Source organism: Streptomyces umbrinus (assembly GCF_030817415.1).
In the GTDB taxonomy this organism is placed as follows: domain Bacteria; phylum Actinomycetota; class Actinomycetes; order Streptomycetales; family Streptomycetaceae; genus Streptomyces; species Streptomyces umbrinus_A.
Genome location: NZ_JAUSZI010000002.1, coordinates 11,823,107 through 11,839,544 on the forward strand (window position 1 = coordinate 11,823,107; position 16,438 = coordinate 11,839,544).

General features: G+C 68.8%; 15 protein-coding genes and 2 pseudogenes. 11 read left to right on the top strand and 6 right to left on the bottom strand.

The genetic code is table 11. The annotated features are described in order from the left end of the window. Window positions 1-30: 30 nt before the first annotated feature. Together QF035_RS52720 and QF035_RS52725 are read right to left on the bottom strand one after the other, a co-directional pair. On the bottom strand, window positions 31-855 hold the full coding sequence (locus tag QF035_RS52720; protein WP_307530103.1) for a hypothetical protein: 825 nt from the start codon (window positions 853-855) through the stop codon (window positions 31-33). Next, window positions 855-1,394: a SigE family RNA polymerase sigma factor gene (locus tag QF035_RS52725; protein WP_307530105.1), complete on the bottom strand. Its 540-nt coding sequence runs from the start codon at window positions 1,392-1,394 to the stop codon at window positions 855-857. The genes QF035_RS52720 and QF035_RS52725 overlap by 1 nt, the downstream gene beginning before the upstream one ends. Before the next feature lie 642 nt (window positions 1,395-2,036). Here QF035_RS52725 and QF035_RS52730 point away from each other — a divergent pair. Beyond that, window positions 2,037-2,786, top strand: a pseudogene (locus QF035_RS52730) (IS110 family transposase); the annotation flags it as partial. Between the two features lie 363 nt (window positions 2,787-3,149). Here QF035_RS52730 and QF035_RS52735 read toward each other — a convergent pair. Next, complete coding sequence (locus QF035_RS52735; RefSeq protein WP_307530107.1) at window positions 3,150-4,763, bottom strand: IS1380 family transposase; 1,614 nt, start codon at window positions 4,761-4,763, stop codon at window positions 3,150-3,152. Between the two features lie 196 nt (window positions 4,764-4,959). On the opposite strand from QF035_RS52735, the gene QF035_RS56105 reads away from it, so the two are divergent. Beyond that, entirely contained in the window at window positions 4,960-5,748 is a 789-nt protein-coding gene (locus QF035_RS56105; RefSeq protein WP_373466893.1) for a S1 family peptidase, read from the top strand. A gap of 593 nt (window positions 5,749-6,341) precedes the next feature. Here QF035_RS56105 and QF035_RS52740 read toward each other — a convergent pair. After that, window positions 6,342-7,262: a LysR family transcriptional regulator gene (locus QF035_RS52740; protein ID WP_307530110.1), complete on the bottom strand. Its 921-nt coding sequence runs from the start codon at window positions 7,260-7,262 to the stop codon at window positions 6,342-6,344. 197 nt (window positions 7,263-7,459) lie between these two features. Here QF035_RS52740 and QF035_RS52745 point away from each other — a divergent pair, with 197 nt between their 5' ends. From QF035_RS52745 to QF035_RS52780, 8 genes are all read left to right on the top strand, one after another. Then, window positions 7,460-8,584, top strand: coding sequence for an FAD-dependent oxidoreductase (locus QF035_RS52745; protein WP_307530112.1), 1,125 nt, complete (start codon window positions 7,460-7,462; stop codon window positions 8,582-8,584). After that, complete coding sequence (locus QF035_RS52750) at window positions 8,581-10,365, top strand: CocE/NonD family hydrolase (RefSeq protein ID WP_307530114.1); 1,785 nt, start codon at window positions 8,581-8,583, stop codon at window positions 10,363-10,365. The genes QF035_RS52745 and QF035_RS52750 overlap by 4 nt, the downstream gene beginning before the upstream one ends. Beyond that, a complete protein-coding gene (locus QF035_RS52755; RefSeq protein WP_307530115.1) occupies window positions 10,362-10,847 on the top strand; it encodes a nuclear transport factor 2 family protein in 486 nt (161 codons plus the stop codon). Before QF035_RS52750 ends, QF035_RS52755 begins: the two co-directional genes overlap by 4 nt. A gap of 61 nt (window positions 10,848-10,908) precedes the next feature. Next, a complete protein-coding gene (locus tag QF035_RS52760) occupies window positions 10,909-11,223 on the top strand; it encodes a hypothetical protein (RefSeq protein ID WP_307530117.1) in 315 nt (104 codons plus the stop codon). Between the two features lie 117 nt (window positions 11,224-11,340). Next, a complete protein-coding gene (locus QF035_RS52765; protein ID WP_307530119.1) occupies window positions 11,341-12,258 on the top strand; it encodes an acetamidase/formamidase family protein in 918 nt (305 codons plus the stop codon). 114 nt (window positions 12,259-12,372) lie between these two features. Further along, complete coding sequence (locus QF035_RS52770; RefSeq protein ID WP_307530121.1) at window positions 12,373-13,014, top strand: MSMEG_1061 family FMN-dependent PPOX-type flavoprotein; 642 nt, start codon at window positions 12,373-12,375, stop codon at window positions 13,012-13,014. Between the two features lie 13 nt (window positions 13,015-13,027). Beyond that, window positions 13,028-13,936, top strand: a complete 909-nt coding sequence (locus tag QF035_RS52775; protein ID WP_307531998.1) for a PDR/VanB family oxidoreductase — start codon at window positions 13,028-13,030, stop codon at window positions 13,934-13,936. Window positions 13,937-14,043: 107 nt separating this feature from the next. Then, window positions 14,044-14,667 (top strand): DedA family protein, encoded by a 624-nt coding sequence (locus QF035_RS52780; protein WP_307530123.1) that lies wholly within the window; start codon window positions 14,044-14,046, stop codon window positions 14,665-14,667. Between the two features lie 66 nt (window positions 14,668-14,733). Here QF035_RS52780 and QF035_RS52785 read toward each other — a convergent pair whose 3' ends face one another. Then, a complete protein-coding gene (locus QF035_RS52785; RefSeq protein ID WP_307530125.1) occupies window positions 14,734-15,072 on the bottom strand; it encodes a hypothetical protein in 339 nt (112 codons plus the stop codon). A 98-nt stretch (window positions 15,073-15,170) separates the two neighbouring features. Between QF035_RS52785 and QF035_RS52790 the strand changes: the two genes are divergently transcribed. Further along, window positions 15,171-15,500 (top strand): LysR substrate-binding domain-containing protein, encoded by a 330-nt coding sequence (locus QF035_RS52790; RefSeq protein ID WP_307530127.1) that lies wholly within the window; start codon window positions 15,171-15,173, stop codon window positions 15,498-15,500. A 110-nt stretch (window positions 15,501-15,610) separates the two neighbouring features. Here the strand turns inward: QF035_RS52790 and QF035_RS52795 are convergent. Then, window positions 15,611-16,391, bottom strand: a pseudogene (locus tag QF035_RS52795) (NAD(P)H-dependent oxidoreductase). Between the last annotated feature and the right edge of the window lie 47 nt (window positions 16,392-16,438).

The following is a 16,438-nucleotide window of genomic DNA, read 5'->3' on the forward strand; positions in this document are numbered from 1 at the left end:
CCTGCCGCCGCCCTGCCCGCATCGCTCACCTCACCCCGTGGCCTCCGCCTTCTTGTAGTTCACTCCGTCCGGGCCCAGGCACACGAACCAGTCCTTCGGGGAGCCGTCAACCTCGCGGATCAGGTTCTTGAAGTCGCCGGCCCCCGCAGGGGCCCGTTCCACCCGGGTCTTCGTGCCGTCGTCCCAGGTGCAGGTGACTTCCTGGACGGTCCGGGCGACCTGGCCGATCACCAGGCGCTGCGGGGCGCCGACCCGGTCGGTGTCCAACGGCCTCGGGTACGCCTCGAGGTCCTTGCCCGCGACCACGTCGTCCTTCTTGAATGCTCTCAGGATCACCGTCGACGGCTTGCCCTCCACGGTCTGGTGCACGAAGTGCCAGCTCTCGCCCACCAGGTCCGAGGCCTTCTCCACCTTGACCGGCTTCTCCCCGTACAGGGCCATCTCGGCGAGCTGGGCGCGTGCCTTCGCCGTGGTCTTCGGCGCGGTCCAGACGGCGGCGTCGACCTTCCACTTCCTGCCGTGGTCCGTGCCCCTGGCCAGAGTCGTCACCCGCCGTTCGGGACTCTGCTTCGCCGTCCCCGCCGAGGGCCGCGCGGCCACCTGCCCCGCCCCGTGCCCGCCGCCCGTGCCTCCCGCCAGCGCCAGCGTCGTCCCCGTGGACCCCGCGATCACCGCCGCGGCCGCGGCGGCCACCGCCCAGCGGCGCGTCTTGCGGCGCCTCCCTCCCCGTACCACCGCCTGATAGGGGGCCGCGCCGACCTCCACCTCGTCCGCCGCGTCCGCCAGCAGGAGGGTGATGTCCGTGTGCGCCTCGTCGTACGTCATGTCGTGGTTCGTCTCCCTGTCCGCGCTCATCACTTCCGCCCTCCGTTCGTGAGTGCCTCGGCCAGTCCCGGCAGGGCGCGGAGCTTCGCGATCCCCCTCGCCGTGTTGCTCTTCACCGTGCCGACGCTGCATTCCATGGCCTCCGCCGCCTGCGCCTCGCTCAGGTCCTCCCAGTACCGCAGGACCACCGCCTCCCGCTGGCGCACGGGCAGTGCGGCGAGCGCCGTCAGCAGCGCGCCGCGGTCGTCCGCCCGGGCGATGCGGTCGTCGGCGTCGGGCAGCTCGTGGGTGAGGCCCGAGTAGTCCTTCGGCGCCAGGAACTCCTTGAGGCGTCTGCGGTGCCTGCGGGCGTGCGCGTTGATCATCACGCGCCGTACGTACGCGTCGGGGTCGTCGGCCGCGCCGACCCTGCGCCAGGCCACATAGGCCCGTTCGAGCGTCGACTGGACCAGGTCCTCCGCGGCATGCTGCTCCCCCGTGAGCAGGAAAGCCGTGCGCAGCAACCGTGGCCAGCGGCCGACGACGAAGCTCTGGAACTCCGCGTCCCGAGCCTCTTTCCGATCCAACATGGGCACCTCCTAGATGGTTGAAGGAGTCCATGAGGATCGGATTTCGTTGCACCGCCGCGCGGAGGATCTTTTTTTCGAGCCTCGGGCCCGGAGATTGTGCGGCAGGCTCGCGCGGCCGTGGCCTCACGCCTGCCGCACCGGCACCTTCCGCGGCAGCCACAGCAGATCTGTCAATCCCCTGGTTCCGTAGAGACTTCCTCCAGCTTCACGCGCCTGACCTCACGTTCCGTCGGCTCCGCGGAACGTCGCCGCCATTTGTAGAACCACGCCTCGCTCACCCCGAGCAGGCGACAGGACATCCGATGGGGCACGTTGTGCTCGGCTCTCTGGCGACCGATGAAGGCGACCAGCGCCTCCGGTTCGTTCTCGGTCACTTCACCCAGAGAGCCATGGCACGCTTGAAGACATCACGCCCTACCTTTCTTCTCGGGTCTGAGCCGGCCACTCGTAAGATCGGCGGACCCGGGGACCCGGGGTATGGCTGACATCACGCTGTGCCACTTGGATGGTTTATGGAGCTTGGCCGCCCGGGGTCCTGCGACGACTCGACCGCCAATTGGGAACTGCGACTCGATCGCTTCGTAGGGCAACGTCGGCGAGGTCGTCTGCGGAAACCGTGTACGACGAGCTCACGGAGGATACGTGCCGGAGATCTGGGCTGGACTGGACATCGGCAAGACGCATCACCACTGCATGGTGATCAACGCGGACGGCACCCGCCTGCTGTCCCGCCGGGTTTCCAACGACGAGGCCGAGCTGCTGCAGCTCATCGGCGACGTCCTGGAGATATCCCGTGACGTGCTGTGGGCCGTCGACCTCAACCACGGCGGTGCCGCACTGCTGATCGGCCTGCTGGTAAACCACGGTCAGCCCGTCGCCTACCTCACCGGTCTGGCCGTTCACCACGCCTCGGGCACCTACCGCGGCGAAGGCAAGACCGACGCGAAGGACGCCTTCGTGATCGCCGACCAGGCCCGCGTCCGCCGTGACCTCGGTCTGCTCCGGCCCGGCGATGAGATCGCCGTCGACCTGCGCACCCTCACCACCCGCCGCCTCGACGTGGTCTTCGACCGCACCCGGCAGATCAACCGGCTCCGCGCACAACTAGTCGAGATCTTCCCGGCGTTGGAGCGGGCTCTGGATCTGACGAACAAGGGTCCGATCACCCTGCTCACCGGCTACCAGACCCCGGCCGCCATCCGCCGCGCCGGCGCCAAACGGCTCGAAAACTGGCTGAAGAACCGCAAGGTCCACAGTGCCGCTGCTCTCGCGAAGACTGTGGTGGAGGCCGCCCAGGCCCAGCACACCGCGCTGCCCGGCGAGACGCTGGCCGCGGCGATGGTGCTCCGGCTGGCAAAGGGGGTGATGGCCCTCGACGAGGAGATCGCCGAACACGGTGAGTCCGCAGATCCCGGCCAACTGCCGGAAGGGGAACGGGTGCTTCGAAGCGACCGCGGTGGCCGTGATGCCCGTGGCGTCCGTGAAGCTCCTCGCGTTCCAGCTCGCCCAGCGTCCCGCCCCCGCCGGCCCTCCGGGCCCGAAAGTTGAGATGGAGCCGGCGGTGGCGACGCCCTCTTCGCCCCCAGCGTCACCCGTCGCCTCGTCGAGGCCTACGCCCGCCAGACCACCGACATGGCCTCGCTGATGTAGAGGCGGTCGGCGATCTCCACGTTGGACAGGCCGCGTGCGGTCAGTTTCCGCGAGGGCGGGACGGACCGGTGTCGGGCTCAATGGCCTGAACGGCTCAGGCATGGCCTACCTGCTGGACGACCTCGGCGTGACGGCGACCAGTGTGATCGGGCCGGCCACAGCCATCGCCAGCGCCGCCACCGTGGCCGGCGCGATCACCTTCGCCAAGCTGAGCGGGGCCCCGGCGCCCCGGCTGCCACTCGTCTTCGCCCTGTGCGCGGCCGGGAGGGCGGTGAGCCGCTGCCAGCAGGTGGTGAATGCTTCTGCCCAGGGCCAGGTGGCTTCGATCCGCAGCCAGCGGCGGCGGGCGTGGTCGGCGAGGCGGGCGGGCAGGTGGTAGAGGCGGAAGCGCATGGTGTCCGGCTCGGCGTCGGCCAGGCCGCCGATGTCGTGCAGGGCCAGCAGCCTCACCCAGGCGTCGAGATCGGCGGCGATGTTCGCGGTGAGCATCCAGCCGCGGTTGATTTCCCACGAGGCGGACGGCAAATTGGTCAGGCCCATCGCCTTGTTGGTGCGCACCCGGTCTTCCACCCCGGCGTGCGAGCGGTGCAGTACGTCCAGGAACTGGCTGTGGCCCGAGCCGACAACGCCCCACATGTGGCGGATGTTGGTCGCGGTGATGCCATACCGCCAGCCGGTCTTCTTCTCGAACGCGGTCAGCTTCTTCAGGTGCCGCCGGGACGGTCGGACGCGGCGGACGATCAGCCGCATGCCCTCCGGCCAGTCCTCGCGGGTGTTCAGCCCGGTCAGCTCGGCGACGAAGTAGCCGTCCTGAAGGCTGCCGTCCTGGGTCAGGGAGGTCTCCCACGCGGCCTCGGGCAGCCGGGCGATAGCCTGCTCGTCGGCGTCCGTTATCTTCCAGCCGACCGTGTAGCGGACCGTGCGCCGCGTGGTGTTCAGGGCTTCGAGGTGTTCCAGCAGGCCGTGCGTGGCCCCGGCCCCGTCCACCCGGACGAGGATCTTCGCCGCCGAGGAGCCGGGGACCTGCGCGAGGGCGTCGGTGAGCACGGCGATGTGGTCGGCCACTGTGTTCGCCCCTGCATTGCCCGGTCGCAGGATCATGGCCAGGGACTCAGTGGTGTTCGCGCACCACGCGGCCAACGGATGAAACCCAAACGTCTTTTTGAAGGTGACCGCTGCCCCGGCCTTCTTCGACGCCGAGGTGATAACGGTGGCGTCGAGGTCGATGACGATCCAGCCGGTCAGCCGCTTGCCCGCCACTGTCAACCACGGGAAACCGCCCGGCCATAGATGCAGCAGACTCCACACGTGCCGGCGCACCCCCGCCCTCACCTTGGCGATCTTCGCCAGGGTGGCCTCGCCGAGCGCGGCCAGCGTGCGGCGAGCGGTGGAGTCCGAGGCCACCGGCCCGAACAACGGCCGGTGATGCAACTGGAGTTGCTCGGCCTCCGACAGGTTCGTCGCCCCGAGCACGATCGCGACCGTCAGGTGCACCAGCACCCCGGCACGTTCCCGCCAGACAGCTGCTGTGCTGGACGGCAGCACCTTCCCCAGCGCCCCGGTGAGGCCCGTGCGGTCCGCGCACCGGCGCAGCAACACCGCACCGGCATACCCGATGAGTCTCTTCCCGTCAGCCACCACGGACAGCCGACGGTCCCACCCTGTCGCCTTGCTCACCAGATTGGTGCCCTGATCCTTGCAGCGGATACGACGAGACACTCGCATCCTCGCAGGTCAGCGGCACCATTTTGCTATCGGGGCGTCAAATCATCGAAGCCGACAGCCATTCACTCGATGGTGTCAAAAAGCCGATCATCAGGTGCTTTTTCGCAGATAGTAGCTCGATAATCCCAAAGTCGCTGAGCGGTCATTAATGCGCCGCATCTAACGAGCTTGGCCCCAGGGGGGACCCGACATGAGAATCAAACGCGCGTTTGCTGCTGCCTTCTTGGCGCTGTTTGCCTGCGCCTCAGGACCGTCTGCGCAGGCAATCGTCGGCGGAGAGAAAGTGTCACAGCCCTGGGCAGCCGCCTTCATCAAGCAGAACAGCGGAGCACCTGTTGAGAAACGCACATATTGCTCGGGCGTACTGGTCAATCCGCGATGGGTGATGACCGCAGCGCACTGCCCGATCGCTCCCGGAGACACCGTAGTCATCGGCCGTGCGACCCTTGCCTCCAGCCAAGGTGAGAAACGTACCGTGGCCCGTATCGAACGGATGCCCCACAGCAACAGGTACTGCCCTTCAAAGAGTTGGGAGCTGTGCGACGTCGCTCTGGTGAGACTCAACGCGGCATCGGCGCAGCCCACCCTTGCTCTCGCGGGCAGCCAAGTGCTACGCGAGTGGGGCGAGGGGACTGCGGCCAGGGCGTACGGATATGGGGCGGCGTCGGCGGCGACCGCCGACAGGTCCAGCGGGTACCTGAAGCGGGCTCACGTCAGTATCGATGACTTCCGTGCGAACAATCACACACTGTTCGCGTCCGGTCCACGAACGGCGGTATGTTACGGCGACAGCGGGGGCCCACTGGTGGTGAGCACCTCGCGCGGGCCGCGTCTGGTGGCGGTGGTCCGAGCCCGCGTCGGCCACGATCAGACCTCGTGTACTCGGGGTGACTCACAGTCGTATACCAAGGTCGGCTACCGGGGTGCCTCGAACAACTCGAAGCCTTTTCTGTGGATCACTCACATCCTCGGAACCTGACCTAGCCTCGGTTCTTCAGCCGGGTTCGGTCGCCGATCGGTTCGCCAGCTCGCCCGAAATGTCCTCGGGTCGTGCGAGGTGGGCCGTCGTGCGATGCCACCGGTGCGCCGGGTTCCGCGGGCCCGGAGTGGCGCTGATCGTCCTCCTTGCTGGTTTTCGTCGGGGTGGTGTCCGGCCGTCAGGCGACGGCCGGTAAGTCGATGAGACGCTGCCAGCAGGTGGTGGCGGAACCGCATGGTGTCCGGTCCGGCGGCAGCGAGGCCGTCGATTCTGTGCAGGGCCAGCAGTCGCAGCCATGGTCGAGCTTCGCGGAAAGCGTCCACCCTTGGCTGACCTCTCTGGACTTCGACGGGAGGTTATGCGTGCTCATTTGAGCTCACTCACCAGTTTGGTGCCCTGATCCTCGCAACGGATACGACCTAAGCACTCGCATCCTCGCAGCTCAGCGGCACCTTTCTGCTATCAGGCCGTCAGGTAGCCCAATTCCAGTGAATAGCCGAGGCTAGTCCTCGCGGACGCGATCAAACGCAACCGCGCGGACCTCCCACCACGCTGGTGGGACGCCGAGAAAGAGGAGCTGACCGAGGAACGAGTCACGCCTGCGCGGCTGCGTCGACAGCGGTGGTCATGATGTGGCGGATCCGTTCGCGCAGCAGTTGATGCGTGCGGTCGTGATGGTTGCGTGGGTGCCACGCCATGCCGATGGTCAGGGGCGGCAGCACCAGGGGGATCGGGAACGCACGCAGTCCGAGTGTGTTCAGCATCGGTCGTCCGAGTCCCGCCGGGGCGACGCTGACGACGTCGGTTTCGCGGGCCAGGAACAGCGCGGTCGCGACGCCGGGGACCACGGCCACCACGCGCCGGCTCAGGCCCAGTTCGGCGAGCCGCTCGTCGATTGGGCCGTGGGCCCGGCCGCGTCGCGACACGACGATGTGGTCCGTGGTGGCGAACCGCCGCGGGGTGACGGGTTTCGTCCTCGCCAGTGGGTGATCCGGCCGCACAACGCCGATCAGCGTCTCCGTCAGAAGTGTTTCCGTGCGGATCTCCGGGTCACCGGGACGCACGATCCCGATCTCCAGATCCACCAGTCCTTCGCGCAGGGCCGGGGCGTCCTCAAGGTTCTCCGGCCGCAACCGCAGGGAGATGCCGGGCGCCTGGACCCGTAGATCGTCGATGAGGGACGGGATGAAGGTCGTGGACAGCATGTCGTCGACCTGCAGGTCGAACGTGCGCACAGCGGTTCGGGGATCGGCGGTGCTCGACGGTGCGAACAGTGCTCGCGCCCGGGTGGCGACCGCGTGCACCTCTCCGCGCAGTTCCAGGGCCCGGGGTGTGGGCACGAGGTCGCGTCCGGCCCGCACGAGGAGCGGGTCGTCGAAGGCGCGGCGCAATCGGGCCAGGGCGCGGCTCATCGCAGGTGCCGAGGTGTGCAGGCGTGCCGCGGCCTTCGTCACGCTGTTCTCGGTGAGCAGCGCGTCCAACGCCTCGATGAGGTTCAGATCGACGTAGTCCATCCCCGGATTATCACTTGCGAAAGGACTACCTACCAAGGTTGCACTGGTGTGAATCGGCTGCGTTTCCTAACGTCGAACCCACTCGACGACATGAAGGAGGTCGCAGTGGACATCCGCATCCGCCCGCCACGCGACAGCGGGACCCGTGACCTGAGCGCCCGCGGTGACCGTGGTGTCGACGCGACCGGAGACGGACTGTGACGCGCGCGGTCGTGATCGGTGCCGGGATCGTGGGCCTGACAACCGGGCTCGCGCTGCGCCATGCCGGGATCGAGGTGGTGATCTGTGAGCGCGCGCCGGAGATCCGCGCCGACGGGGCCTCGCTGGGGCTCTGGGCGAACGCACTGGCGGCCTTCGACGATCTCGCCGTCGGCGAGCAGGTGCGCTGCATCGGCGCACCCACCGAGATGTACTTCCACGATTCCGCCGGGCGACTGCTCGACACCCCGGGGTTCGCTCCCGAGGACCATCAGTACCTGCTGGTGCACCGGGCCAAGCTGAACGACCTGCTCGCCGACGCCGTGGGGCGGGACAACATCCGCCTGGCCACCGGATTCACTGCGTACGAGGAGCACACGGACCATGTCACGGTCCACCTGTCCGACGGCAGCAGCGAGGACGCCGACGTGCTCGTCGGGGCGGACGGGGCGTACTCGGCAGTGCGCGCGCAGTTGGTCCCGGGCACTCCGGCGCGGGAACACCCCGGCCACCACGCCTGGCGCGCGGTCCTCCAGGCCACCGGCATCACGGTGCCCGAGGACCGGCTGATCCTGGGCACCCACGGCTGCCGGGGCGGCTACGTACGTACCTACGACGGGGGCGTCTACTGGCTGCTGAACCAATTCGACTCGCCCCCGCTGAAGGGGACCCCGAAGCAGCAGGTCATGGAACGGGCCGTCCATCTGGAGACGGAAGGGCGGGACGGGATCCTGGCCGGGCTGATCGCCGCGACGCCCGACGAACTCATCCTGCGCAACCAGGTCATGCTCGTGCCACCCCTCCCGCACTGGGTCTCCGCGCGGGTCGCCCTGGCCGGGGACGCGGCCCACGCGATGTCTCCGCACATCACCGCCGGCGCGACGCTGGGCATCGAGGACGCCGCCCTGCTCGGCCGCCTGCTCACTCCCACCGGCGACATGCCCGCCGCGCTGGCCGCCTACCAGGCCGGCCAGATCCCGCGGTACGCCCACGTCGCGCGACTGGCCGCGGCGGTGGAACACGCGCCCACGCCGCGGGAGTTCGCGCAGAACTACGTCGCGTTCAGCCACTGGATGATCACCCAGCGACCGCAGCTTCCCGGCAGGAACCGGGTGGACGCATGACGTTCGTCGTCGAAGTGGACGTGTTGGTGCCGATGCGCGACGGCATCGCGCTCGCCACCAACGTGTGGCGGCCCGAAGGGCCGGGACCATTCCCCGTGCTGCTGGTCCGCACCCCCTACGGCAAGGACGACGCCGGAACGTACGGCAACCCGAAGCTTCCGGATGTGTTCGCCTTCGTGGACGCCGGTTACGCGGTGGTGGCCCAGGACGTCCGCGGGACCTCCCGTTCGCCCGGAGCGTTCGTGCCCCACGCCAACGAGGGCCGTGACGGTGCCGACACCCTTACGTGGCTGGCCGGACAGCCGTGGTGCGACGGCGCGGTCGGCATGTGGGGCGGGTCCTACATGGGATTCGCGCAGTGGCAGGCGGCTGTGCACGACGCACCGGCACTGCGCGCGATCGCGCCCGTGATGACCTCCGCCGACCCGTACGCGGCACCGTGGTACTCCCCGGGCGGAGCGGTGTCGCAGGACGCCGTCCTGACCTGGGGCACGCTCTCGGCCCTGCGCAACCTCCGCCGCGGCCTCGCCGACGGACACGGCGACCCGGGCGACGCTCACGCACTTCTGTCCGGCCTGTCCGACCCGCGGCTGCTGCACGACCCGCTGCCGGTCGCCGACCGCGGCGCGGTCACCCGGCACCTGCCCTGGGCCGGCCAGGTGCTCGACCACCCGGAGCGGGATACGTTCTGGCAGGAGGTCGCCTCGATCGACCACTGCGGCGACATCACCGTCCCCGCGCTCCATGTAGGGGGCTGGTACGACGTTTTCGTAGGCGAAACCGTCCGGTCCTACACGACGATGCGCCGCCACGGTGGCAGCGCCGCGGCCCGCGACGGTCAACGGCTACTCATCGGCCCCTGGTGCCACGCCGACGGCGCAGACCTCGGCACCTTCCCCGACCGGTCGTTCGGACTCCACAGCAGCATCAAGGCCGCCGACGTCACCGGCGCGCACCTGCGGTTCTTCGACCGCTGGGTCCGCGGCCTCACGGACACCCCCGACGACACCCACCGGGTCCGGATCTTCGTCATGGGTGTCGACCGGTGGCGTGACGAGGTGGACTGGCCGCTGCCCGACACCCGTTACACCGACCTCTTCCTCGCCGGGGGCGGCCGAGCCAACACCGCTGGTGGCGACGGCGTCCTGACGCGCGACGCCGTGTCGATGGAGACGGCGGACACGTTCCTCTACGACCCGCGTCGCCCGGTCCCGAGCCTGGGTGGCACCGTGCTCGCCGCCGCCTCCGGTGCCTTCCCCGGACCGGCCGACCAAGCGGCCGTCGAAACGCGCGAGGACGTCCTGTGCTTCACCACTCCCGTCCTCAAAGACCCCCTCGAGGTCACCGGCCACGTCACGCTGGTCCTGCACGTCTCCTCCTCGGCACCGGACACCGACTTCACCGGCAAGCTCGTCGACCTGCACCCCGACGGCAGGGCGATCCTGTTGTGCGAGGGCATCCAGCGGGCCCGCTACCGCACGTCACTCACCGATCCGGAGCCCCTGGAACCGGGAACGGTTTACGAGTTGACCGTCGACCTGAGGGTCACCGCGAACGTGTTCCTGCCCGGGCACCGCATCCGGCTCGAAGTCTCCAGCAGCAACTTCCCCCGCTACGACCGCAACACCAACACGGGCGGGACGATCGCGGCCGACAGCGAAGACGACCTGGCCGTCGCGGTCAACCGGGTCCACCACGGACCGGCCCACCCGAGCCGCCTGATTCTGCCGCTGGTCGAACGGCCGGAGCCCGGACACCCCACAACGAAGACAGGCACATGAGCGCGCTTCAGGACCTGGTGGACCGGGCCGCGGTGGCCGATGCCGTCGCCGGTCTCGCCCACGCCCAGGACGACCGGGACTGGACCGCTCTGCGGCGGCTGTTCGCCGACGAGGTGCGGCTGGACCTCTCCATCCACTACTACGGCAGGCCGCCGACGACGGTGCCGGCCGCCGAGCTGGTCGAGCTCGCCCGAACGACACTGGAGGGCTTCGACTGCACCCACCACGCGGCAACCGACCTCGTCGTACGGCTGTCGGGCGACGAGGCCGAGTGCAGCGCGCACATGGTCGCCTACCACCACGTCCCCGCGGACCCCGGTGTCACCGACCACTGCACGATGCGCGGCCTCTGGCAGCTCAGACTCCGCAGATCCGGCGGACGCTGGCTGATAGGCCACTGGGCCGTGGTGCGCACCGCCCCATGGGAGGGGTCCCCCGCCGTCTACGAGCTCGCCGCCGCCCGTACCGGACGCCCGTCCTGACGGCAGCCGCGCAGGACACTCAGTCGCGCAGAAACGAGCAGGACCCAGAGGTGAGGAACCCGTGTTCTACGAGATACGGACGGAACGTGCCCGTGCCGGCCACGGCGCGGAACTGGCGCGCTACATGGACGAGACCGTCGTCCCGCTGCACCAGGAAATGGGGATGCACGTGGTGGGAGCGTTCACGATGGCCGACGACGAGGACGCTTTCGTCTGGATCCGGCGCTTCGAGGACGCCGCCGACCGGGAACGCTTCCTGGCCGCCATCCATGGGGATCCCCGGTGCGCGACCGTCGTCGACACCCTTTCCGCCCTGTCGGGCGGGCCGGCGTCCACGGTCCGGCTGGAACCCGCCCCGCGATCCGCGCTGCGCTGACCCCGCCCACGCACCTGGCCGTGCCGCAGCGCCCGGCAACCACGCCCCTCCCGGCTCCGCGGACCGGGGCCGCAGTACACGACCTGGATCGATCGACCACGCGAAGGGAGGTTACGAATGGCTCGGCACGAACTGCCGGCGACCCGGGACACCGTGGTGAACGTCTTCGGCCGGGACACCCCACCGGTTCTCACCGTGGACGCCGGCGACTCGGTGGTGGTCGACTCGCTGGACGCCGCAGGACACCTGGAGCCGATGCGAACACCCGGTGACCCGAGGCCGAAGATGTTCGAGGACCGGATCGGCCACTGTCTCACCGGTCCGATCGCGGTGCGGGGCGCGGAGCCGGGCATGGTCCTTGAGGTGCGCTTCGAGTCCGTCGTGGCCGGCACCTGGGGCTGGACGCTCGCCGGGGTGAAGGACACCCCCCTGACGCGCCGACTCGGCGTCGCCGACGGACCCGCGTCATGGCTGTTGTGGAACATCTGCGACGGGACGGCCACCAACGACCGCGGCCAGACCGTGGACATCGCGCCCTTCCTGGGTGTGGTCGGTGTCCCTCCGGCGGAGCCGGGCTCGCATTCAACCATCCCGCCGAGAGCGGAAAGCGGAGGGAACATCGACTGCCGCGAACTGGTGGCGGGTTCCACGCTGTACCTGCCGGTGACCGTGCCCGGGGCGATGCTCCACCTGGGAGACGGCCACGCGGCACAGGGGAACGGTGAGGTCGCCGGAACGGCGATCGAATGCCCCATGACGACGGAGGTGACACTCAACCTCCGGGAGCGGGCCCCGGTTCCCGGTATCCACGCCGAGACGCCCGAAGGACGCGTCACCTTCGGTTTCGACGCGGACCTGAACGCGGCGACGGGGGACGCGTTGGACGCCATGCTGGCCTGGCTGCGCCCACTTTTCGATCTGGACAGGACGGCGGCGCTGGCCTTGGCCGGCGTGGCCGTAGACCTGCGAATCACCCAAGTGGCCAACGACACGTGGGGTGTGCACGCCGTGCTGCCGTACGACGCCGTCCGGTGACCCCCACGACGGGATCAGCTACTGAACTCGACCTTGATCCGACGTCATGACCTTCCTTGTAAACCGTGTGAGAGCGAGTAACGAGCAAACCGAATGACATCTCATGACCAACTGATGACCATCACCCATGCGAGCCCTCAGGCCCGTCCGCGCCGGATTTCCTACACGGAGGTGCGCGCCCGGATCGGCGAGCCCGAGGACATGATCAAACGCAAGCTGCGCGACCGTCTCGACCGGCATGCGCGTCGTTTCATCGCCCATTCTCCTTTCCTGGCGATGGCCACGTCGGACGCCATGGGACTCCCTGACAGCTCACCACGCGGTGACTATCCGGGGTTCGTGAAGGTGCTCGACGAGCGCACGCTCGCCATTCCCGACAGGCCGGGCAACCAACTGGCCGACTCCTTTCGCAATCTCGCTGAGAACGACGGGATCGGGCTGATGTTCGTCGTCCCCGGAATGCGAGAAGTGCTGCGTGTCAACGGTCGTGCCTATCCCACCGACGAGCCGGACGTGCTCGCCCGGATGCGCACCGAGGGAAAGGAGGCCGAGCTGGCGATCGTCGTGGAACTGACGGAGGTCTTCTTCCACTGCGGCCGCGCGCTGATCCGCTCCCGGCTGTGGGATCCGGCGAGCCAGGCCCTGGCCGGGGAACTGCCGTCGATAGGCGAGATCGCCGCCGACCAGTTCGGGCTCGCCGCCGACCCGAGGGCGCTGACGGACATGCTCGAAGACGACTACCGACACCTGTACTGAGGCGGCCATGGCCATGCAACGAACCATTCTTGAGAAGGCCGAACCGGTCGCCGAAGGAGCCGTCTCGCTCCTCCTGCGCGGCGCCGACGGCCCGCTGGCCCCCTGGGAACCGGGCGCCCACATCGATCTGGCACTGCCCAACTGGCTGACCCGGCAGTACTCGCTGTGCGGGGATCCGGCCGACCTCGACACCTACCGTGTCGCAGTCCGTCACGACCGGCTCAGCCGGGGCGGCTCGGAGTACATCCACCTGTTCCTCGACGAGGGCCACACCCTCGACGTCTCGGTGCCACGCAACAACTTTCCCCTGCTGCCCGCATCGGAGTACCTGTTCCTCGCCGGCGGGATCGGCATCACCCCCATCGTGCCGATGCTGACGGCAGCGGTCGAAGCGGGCGCCTCGGCGACGCTGGTGTACATGGGCGGGTCCCTCGCCACCATGCCGTTCGTCGACGAACTGCGGGCCGCGTACGGCAGCCGGGTGCGCATCCACGCTACCGAGCGGCACGGCAGGCCCGACTTCGCCGCCAAGGCGGCGGCGCTGGGCCCTCGGACGCTGGTGTACTGCTGCGGCCCCGCGCCGATGCTCGAAGCGGCCGAGGCGGCGTTCCCCGCGCAGCAGCTGCACATCGAGCATTTCCGGCCGGCGGCCAAGAAGTTCGCGCCCAACGAGCCCTTCGATGTGCACTGCGCCCGGTCACAACGGACCGTCCGGGTCGGCGCGGAGGACTCCATGCTGGACGCGTTGAACCACGCGGGATTCCGCATACCGTCCGGATGCCGCGAAGGGGTCTGCGGCAGTTGCGAGATCGCCCTCGTCGAGGGAGAGCCGGAGCACCGCGACGACATCGGCGCCCCACCCGGTCGTATGTACTGCTGCGTCTCACGGGCGCTGTCGTCCGGCCTCACCGTCGACCTGTGACCCGATCCGTACCGCCCCTCATGCGCCGAACGCCGTGAGCGCCGACCATCCCGGGAGGGATGCCCCATGACAATCCATCCGCACCTGACGACCAGGGCCGGTGGCTTGTGACCGACTGGATCGAACTGGCCGAATCGGTCATCACCTCGCCGTGGTTGTACGCGGTGCTCATCGCAGTGTCCTTCCTCGACTCCTTCCTCCCGCTGATCCCGAGCGAACCCGTCGTGATCGTCGCGGGGGTCTACGCCGCGACCGGTGAGACCGACATCGTGCTCGTCATCGCCGCCACGACGCTCGGGGCCCTTCTCGGCGATCTCGTTCCCTACGCGGTCGGACGCCTGTTGGGCGTACACATACTCAAGCGCCTGCCACCCGGCTCCAAACGTCGGATGGCCCACGACTGGTTCGCCCGCGAGCTCGACGCTCGCGGCGGCTTCATCCTGGTGACCACACGGTTCATCCCGGTGGGGCGCTACCTGGCCACCTTGTCCACCGGGCTTGTCGGCTACCCGGTGGGCAGGTACCTGCTGTTCGTCGCGTTCGCCACCGCCACCTGGAGCGCCTACACCGCGCTCACCGGCTATTTCGGCGGCGTCGTGTTCCAGGAGAACACGCTGCTGGCCATCGCCGTCGGTGTGGGGCTGGCGGTCGTGGTGACCGGTGTCATCGGAGGCGTACGTCACCTCCGCCGCCGCGGGACCGCCGTCGCAGCGGACACAGCCGTCGACTGACCCCGGTCGTGACCGAACGTCAGGTCGGGGTGACGACCGGGCATCACCCCCCACCGATCGAGTGGTTCAGGGCCGGGGAAGCAGCTCTTCCAGAGCCGCGCGGGTCTCGGCTATGCCTTCCTTCCAGGCGGCGCTGCGCAGGGCAGCCATGTCCCATGAGGCCACGGGGTCGGCGTCGCTCACGCAGTAGCCGTAGACCGAGGAGGAGATGTCCTCTGTTGTGAGGAGGTGGTCGTAGTGGAACGATCCCTCGAAGCCGACCCAGGCTGCGGCCCGGCCATCCGCGCACAGGCGGCGCAAGACCTCGCACGTGTAGGTGTGCAGGTCAAGTGAGATGTCGCGAAAGGTGAGGTCGTACGACATGAGGCCGAGCGGCGCGATCTCTTCCGGTTGCCCCTCCGGCATGCACGGGCGCACCTCGTCGGGCACGAGTCCGGCGAGGGACACCCGCTCCTCGCCAGCGACAGGGCCCTGCGCATGGCAGACCTTGCGACACAGGATGGGTGCGCTTCCGCCGCGCCAGCCTGCTCGACGAATACCTCGCCCGCCTGCTCGCCGACGTGGGCATCAGCCCGCCCACGGTGGCCCGAGCGTCACAGATCTCCACCGCCGTGCGACTGGCAGCCCAGGGCTTGGGCGTCACCGTGGTTCCGGCATCGGCCGTGCCCGAAAGCTTCGAACAGCTAGCCCGCCCGTTCCTGCCTTCCCTGACCGAACCCGTCATCGTCGGTATACGCCGCCACCCAGGTTCGGCGGAGGCAGCCGTGCTCGACCACCTCCATCAGCAGAACTGGTGCGGCACCAGCCTCCTCGCCCCGCATACCGCCCTCTGAATTAACGAGCTGCCCCGCGATTGGTCTTGAGGTGTGTTGGCCTGGAGGTTCGGCTGGTGGGTGATTCAGCAGGCCGTGGGGCGGGCGAGCATGAGTCACGGGGCATCCCGTTAGCCGCGCACGTGCAGCCCGAAACCCGTGCGGCCCGCCGGCTCCCGTCCCTCCTTGAGGTGCAGTGAGGGGATCTCGTAGTCACCGAGGTTCTGCGGCCGGAACGCGATCGGCTCGGTCGACTCCAGGGTGAGCAGGCGCTGCTCCCAGGCCTTGGCGACGTCCGGGTACTCCACGCTGGTCATCCGGTCGGTGAACGTAGAGCACGAACGGCGGCAGCACCTCGATGCCCGGGTAGTAGAGGATGCCGTGGTGGATCGGGAACAGCAGATCGTCGATGGGGCCGTTGATCCCGCGAGCGGCGTAGTGCGACTCCGGGCCGCCGGCGGTCACCGACAGCAGAGCCTTCCTGCCCGCAAGGGTGCCTTCGCCGAAGCGCTCGCCGTATTTGGTGTCGCTGTGCTCGCCGACGCCGTACGCGAAGTGGTAGGTGAACACCCGGTCCACCCAGCCTTTGAGGATCGCGGGCATCGTGTACCACCACAGCGGGAACTGGAAGATGATCGTGTCGGCCCACAGCAGCTTCTCCTGCTCGGCGAGGACGTCCGGGGTGAGTGTCCCGGCGTCGAAGGCCCGGCCCGAGTCCAGGGCGACCTTCAGCGGACGTGAGGCGTCGGGGCCGTAGTCCGCGGCGTCCACGACCGCCTTCCAGTTCATCGCGTACAGATCGCTCACCCGTACCTCGTTGCCGGCGGTCTCCAATGTGGACACCGCGAGGTCCTTCAGCGAGCTGTTGAGCGACTTCGGTTCCGGGTGGGCGTAGACGATCAGCGTCTTCACGGGAACTCCTTCGGATCGGGTGTATTCGATCCTGGGGGCCGCAGCGC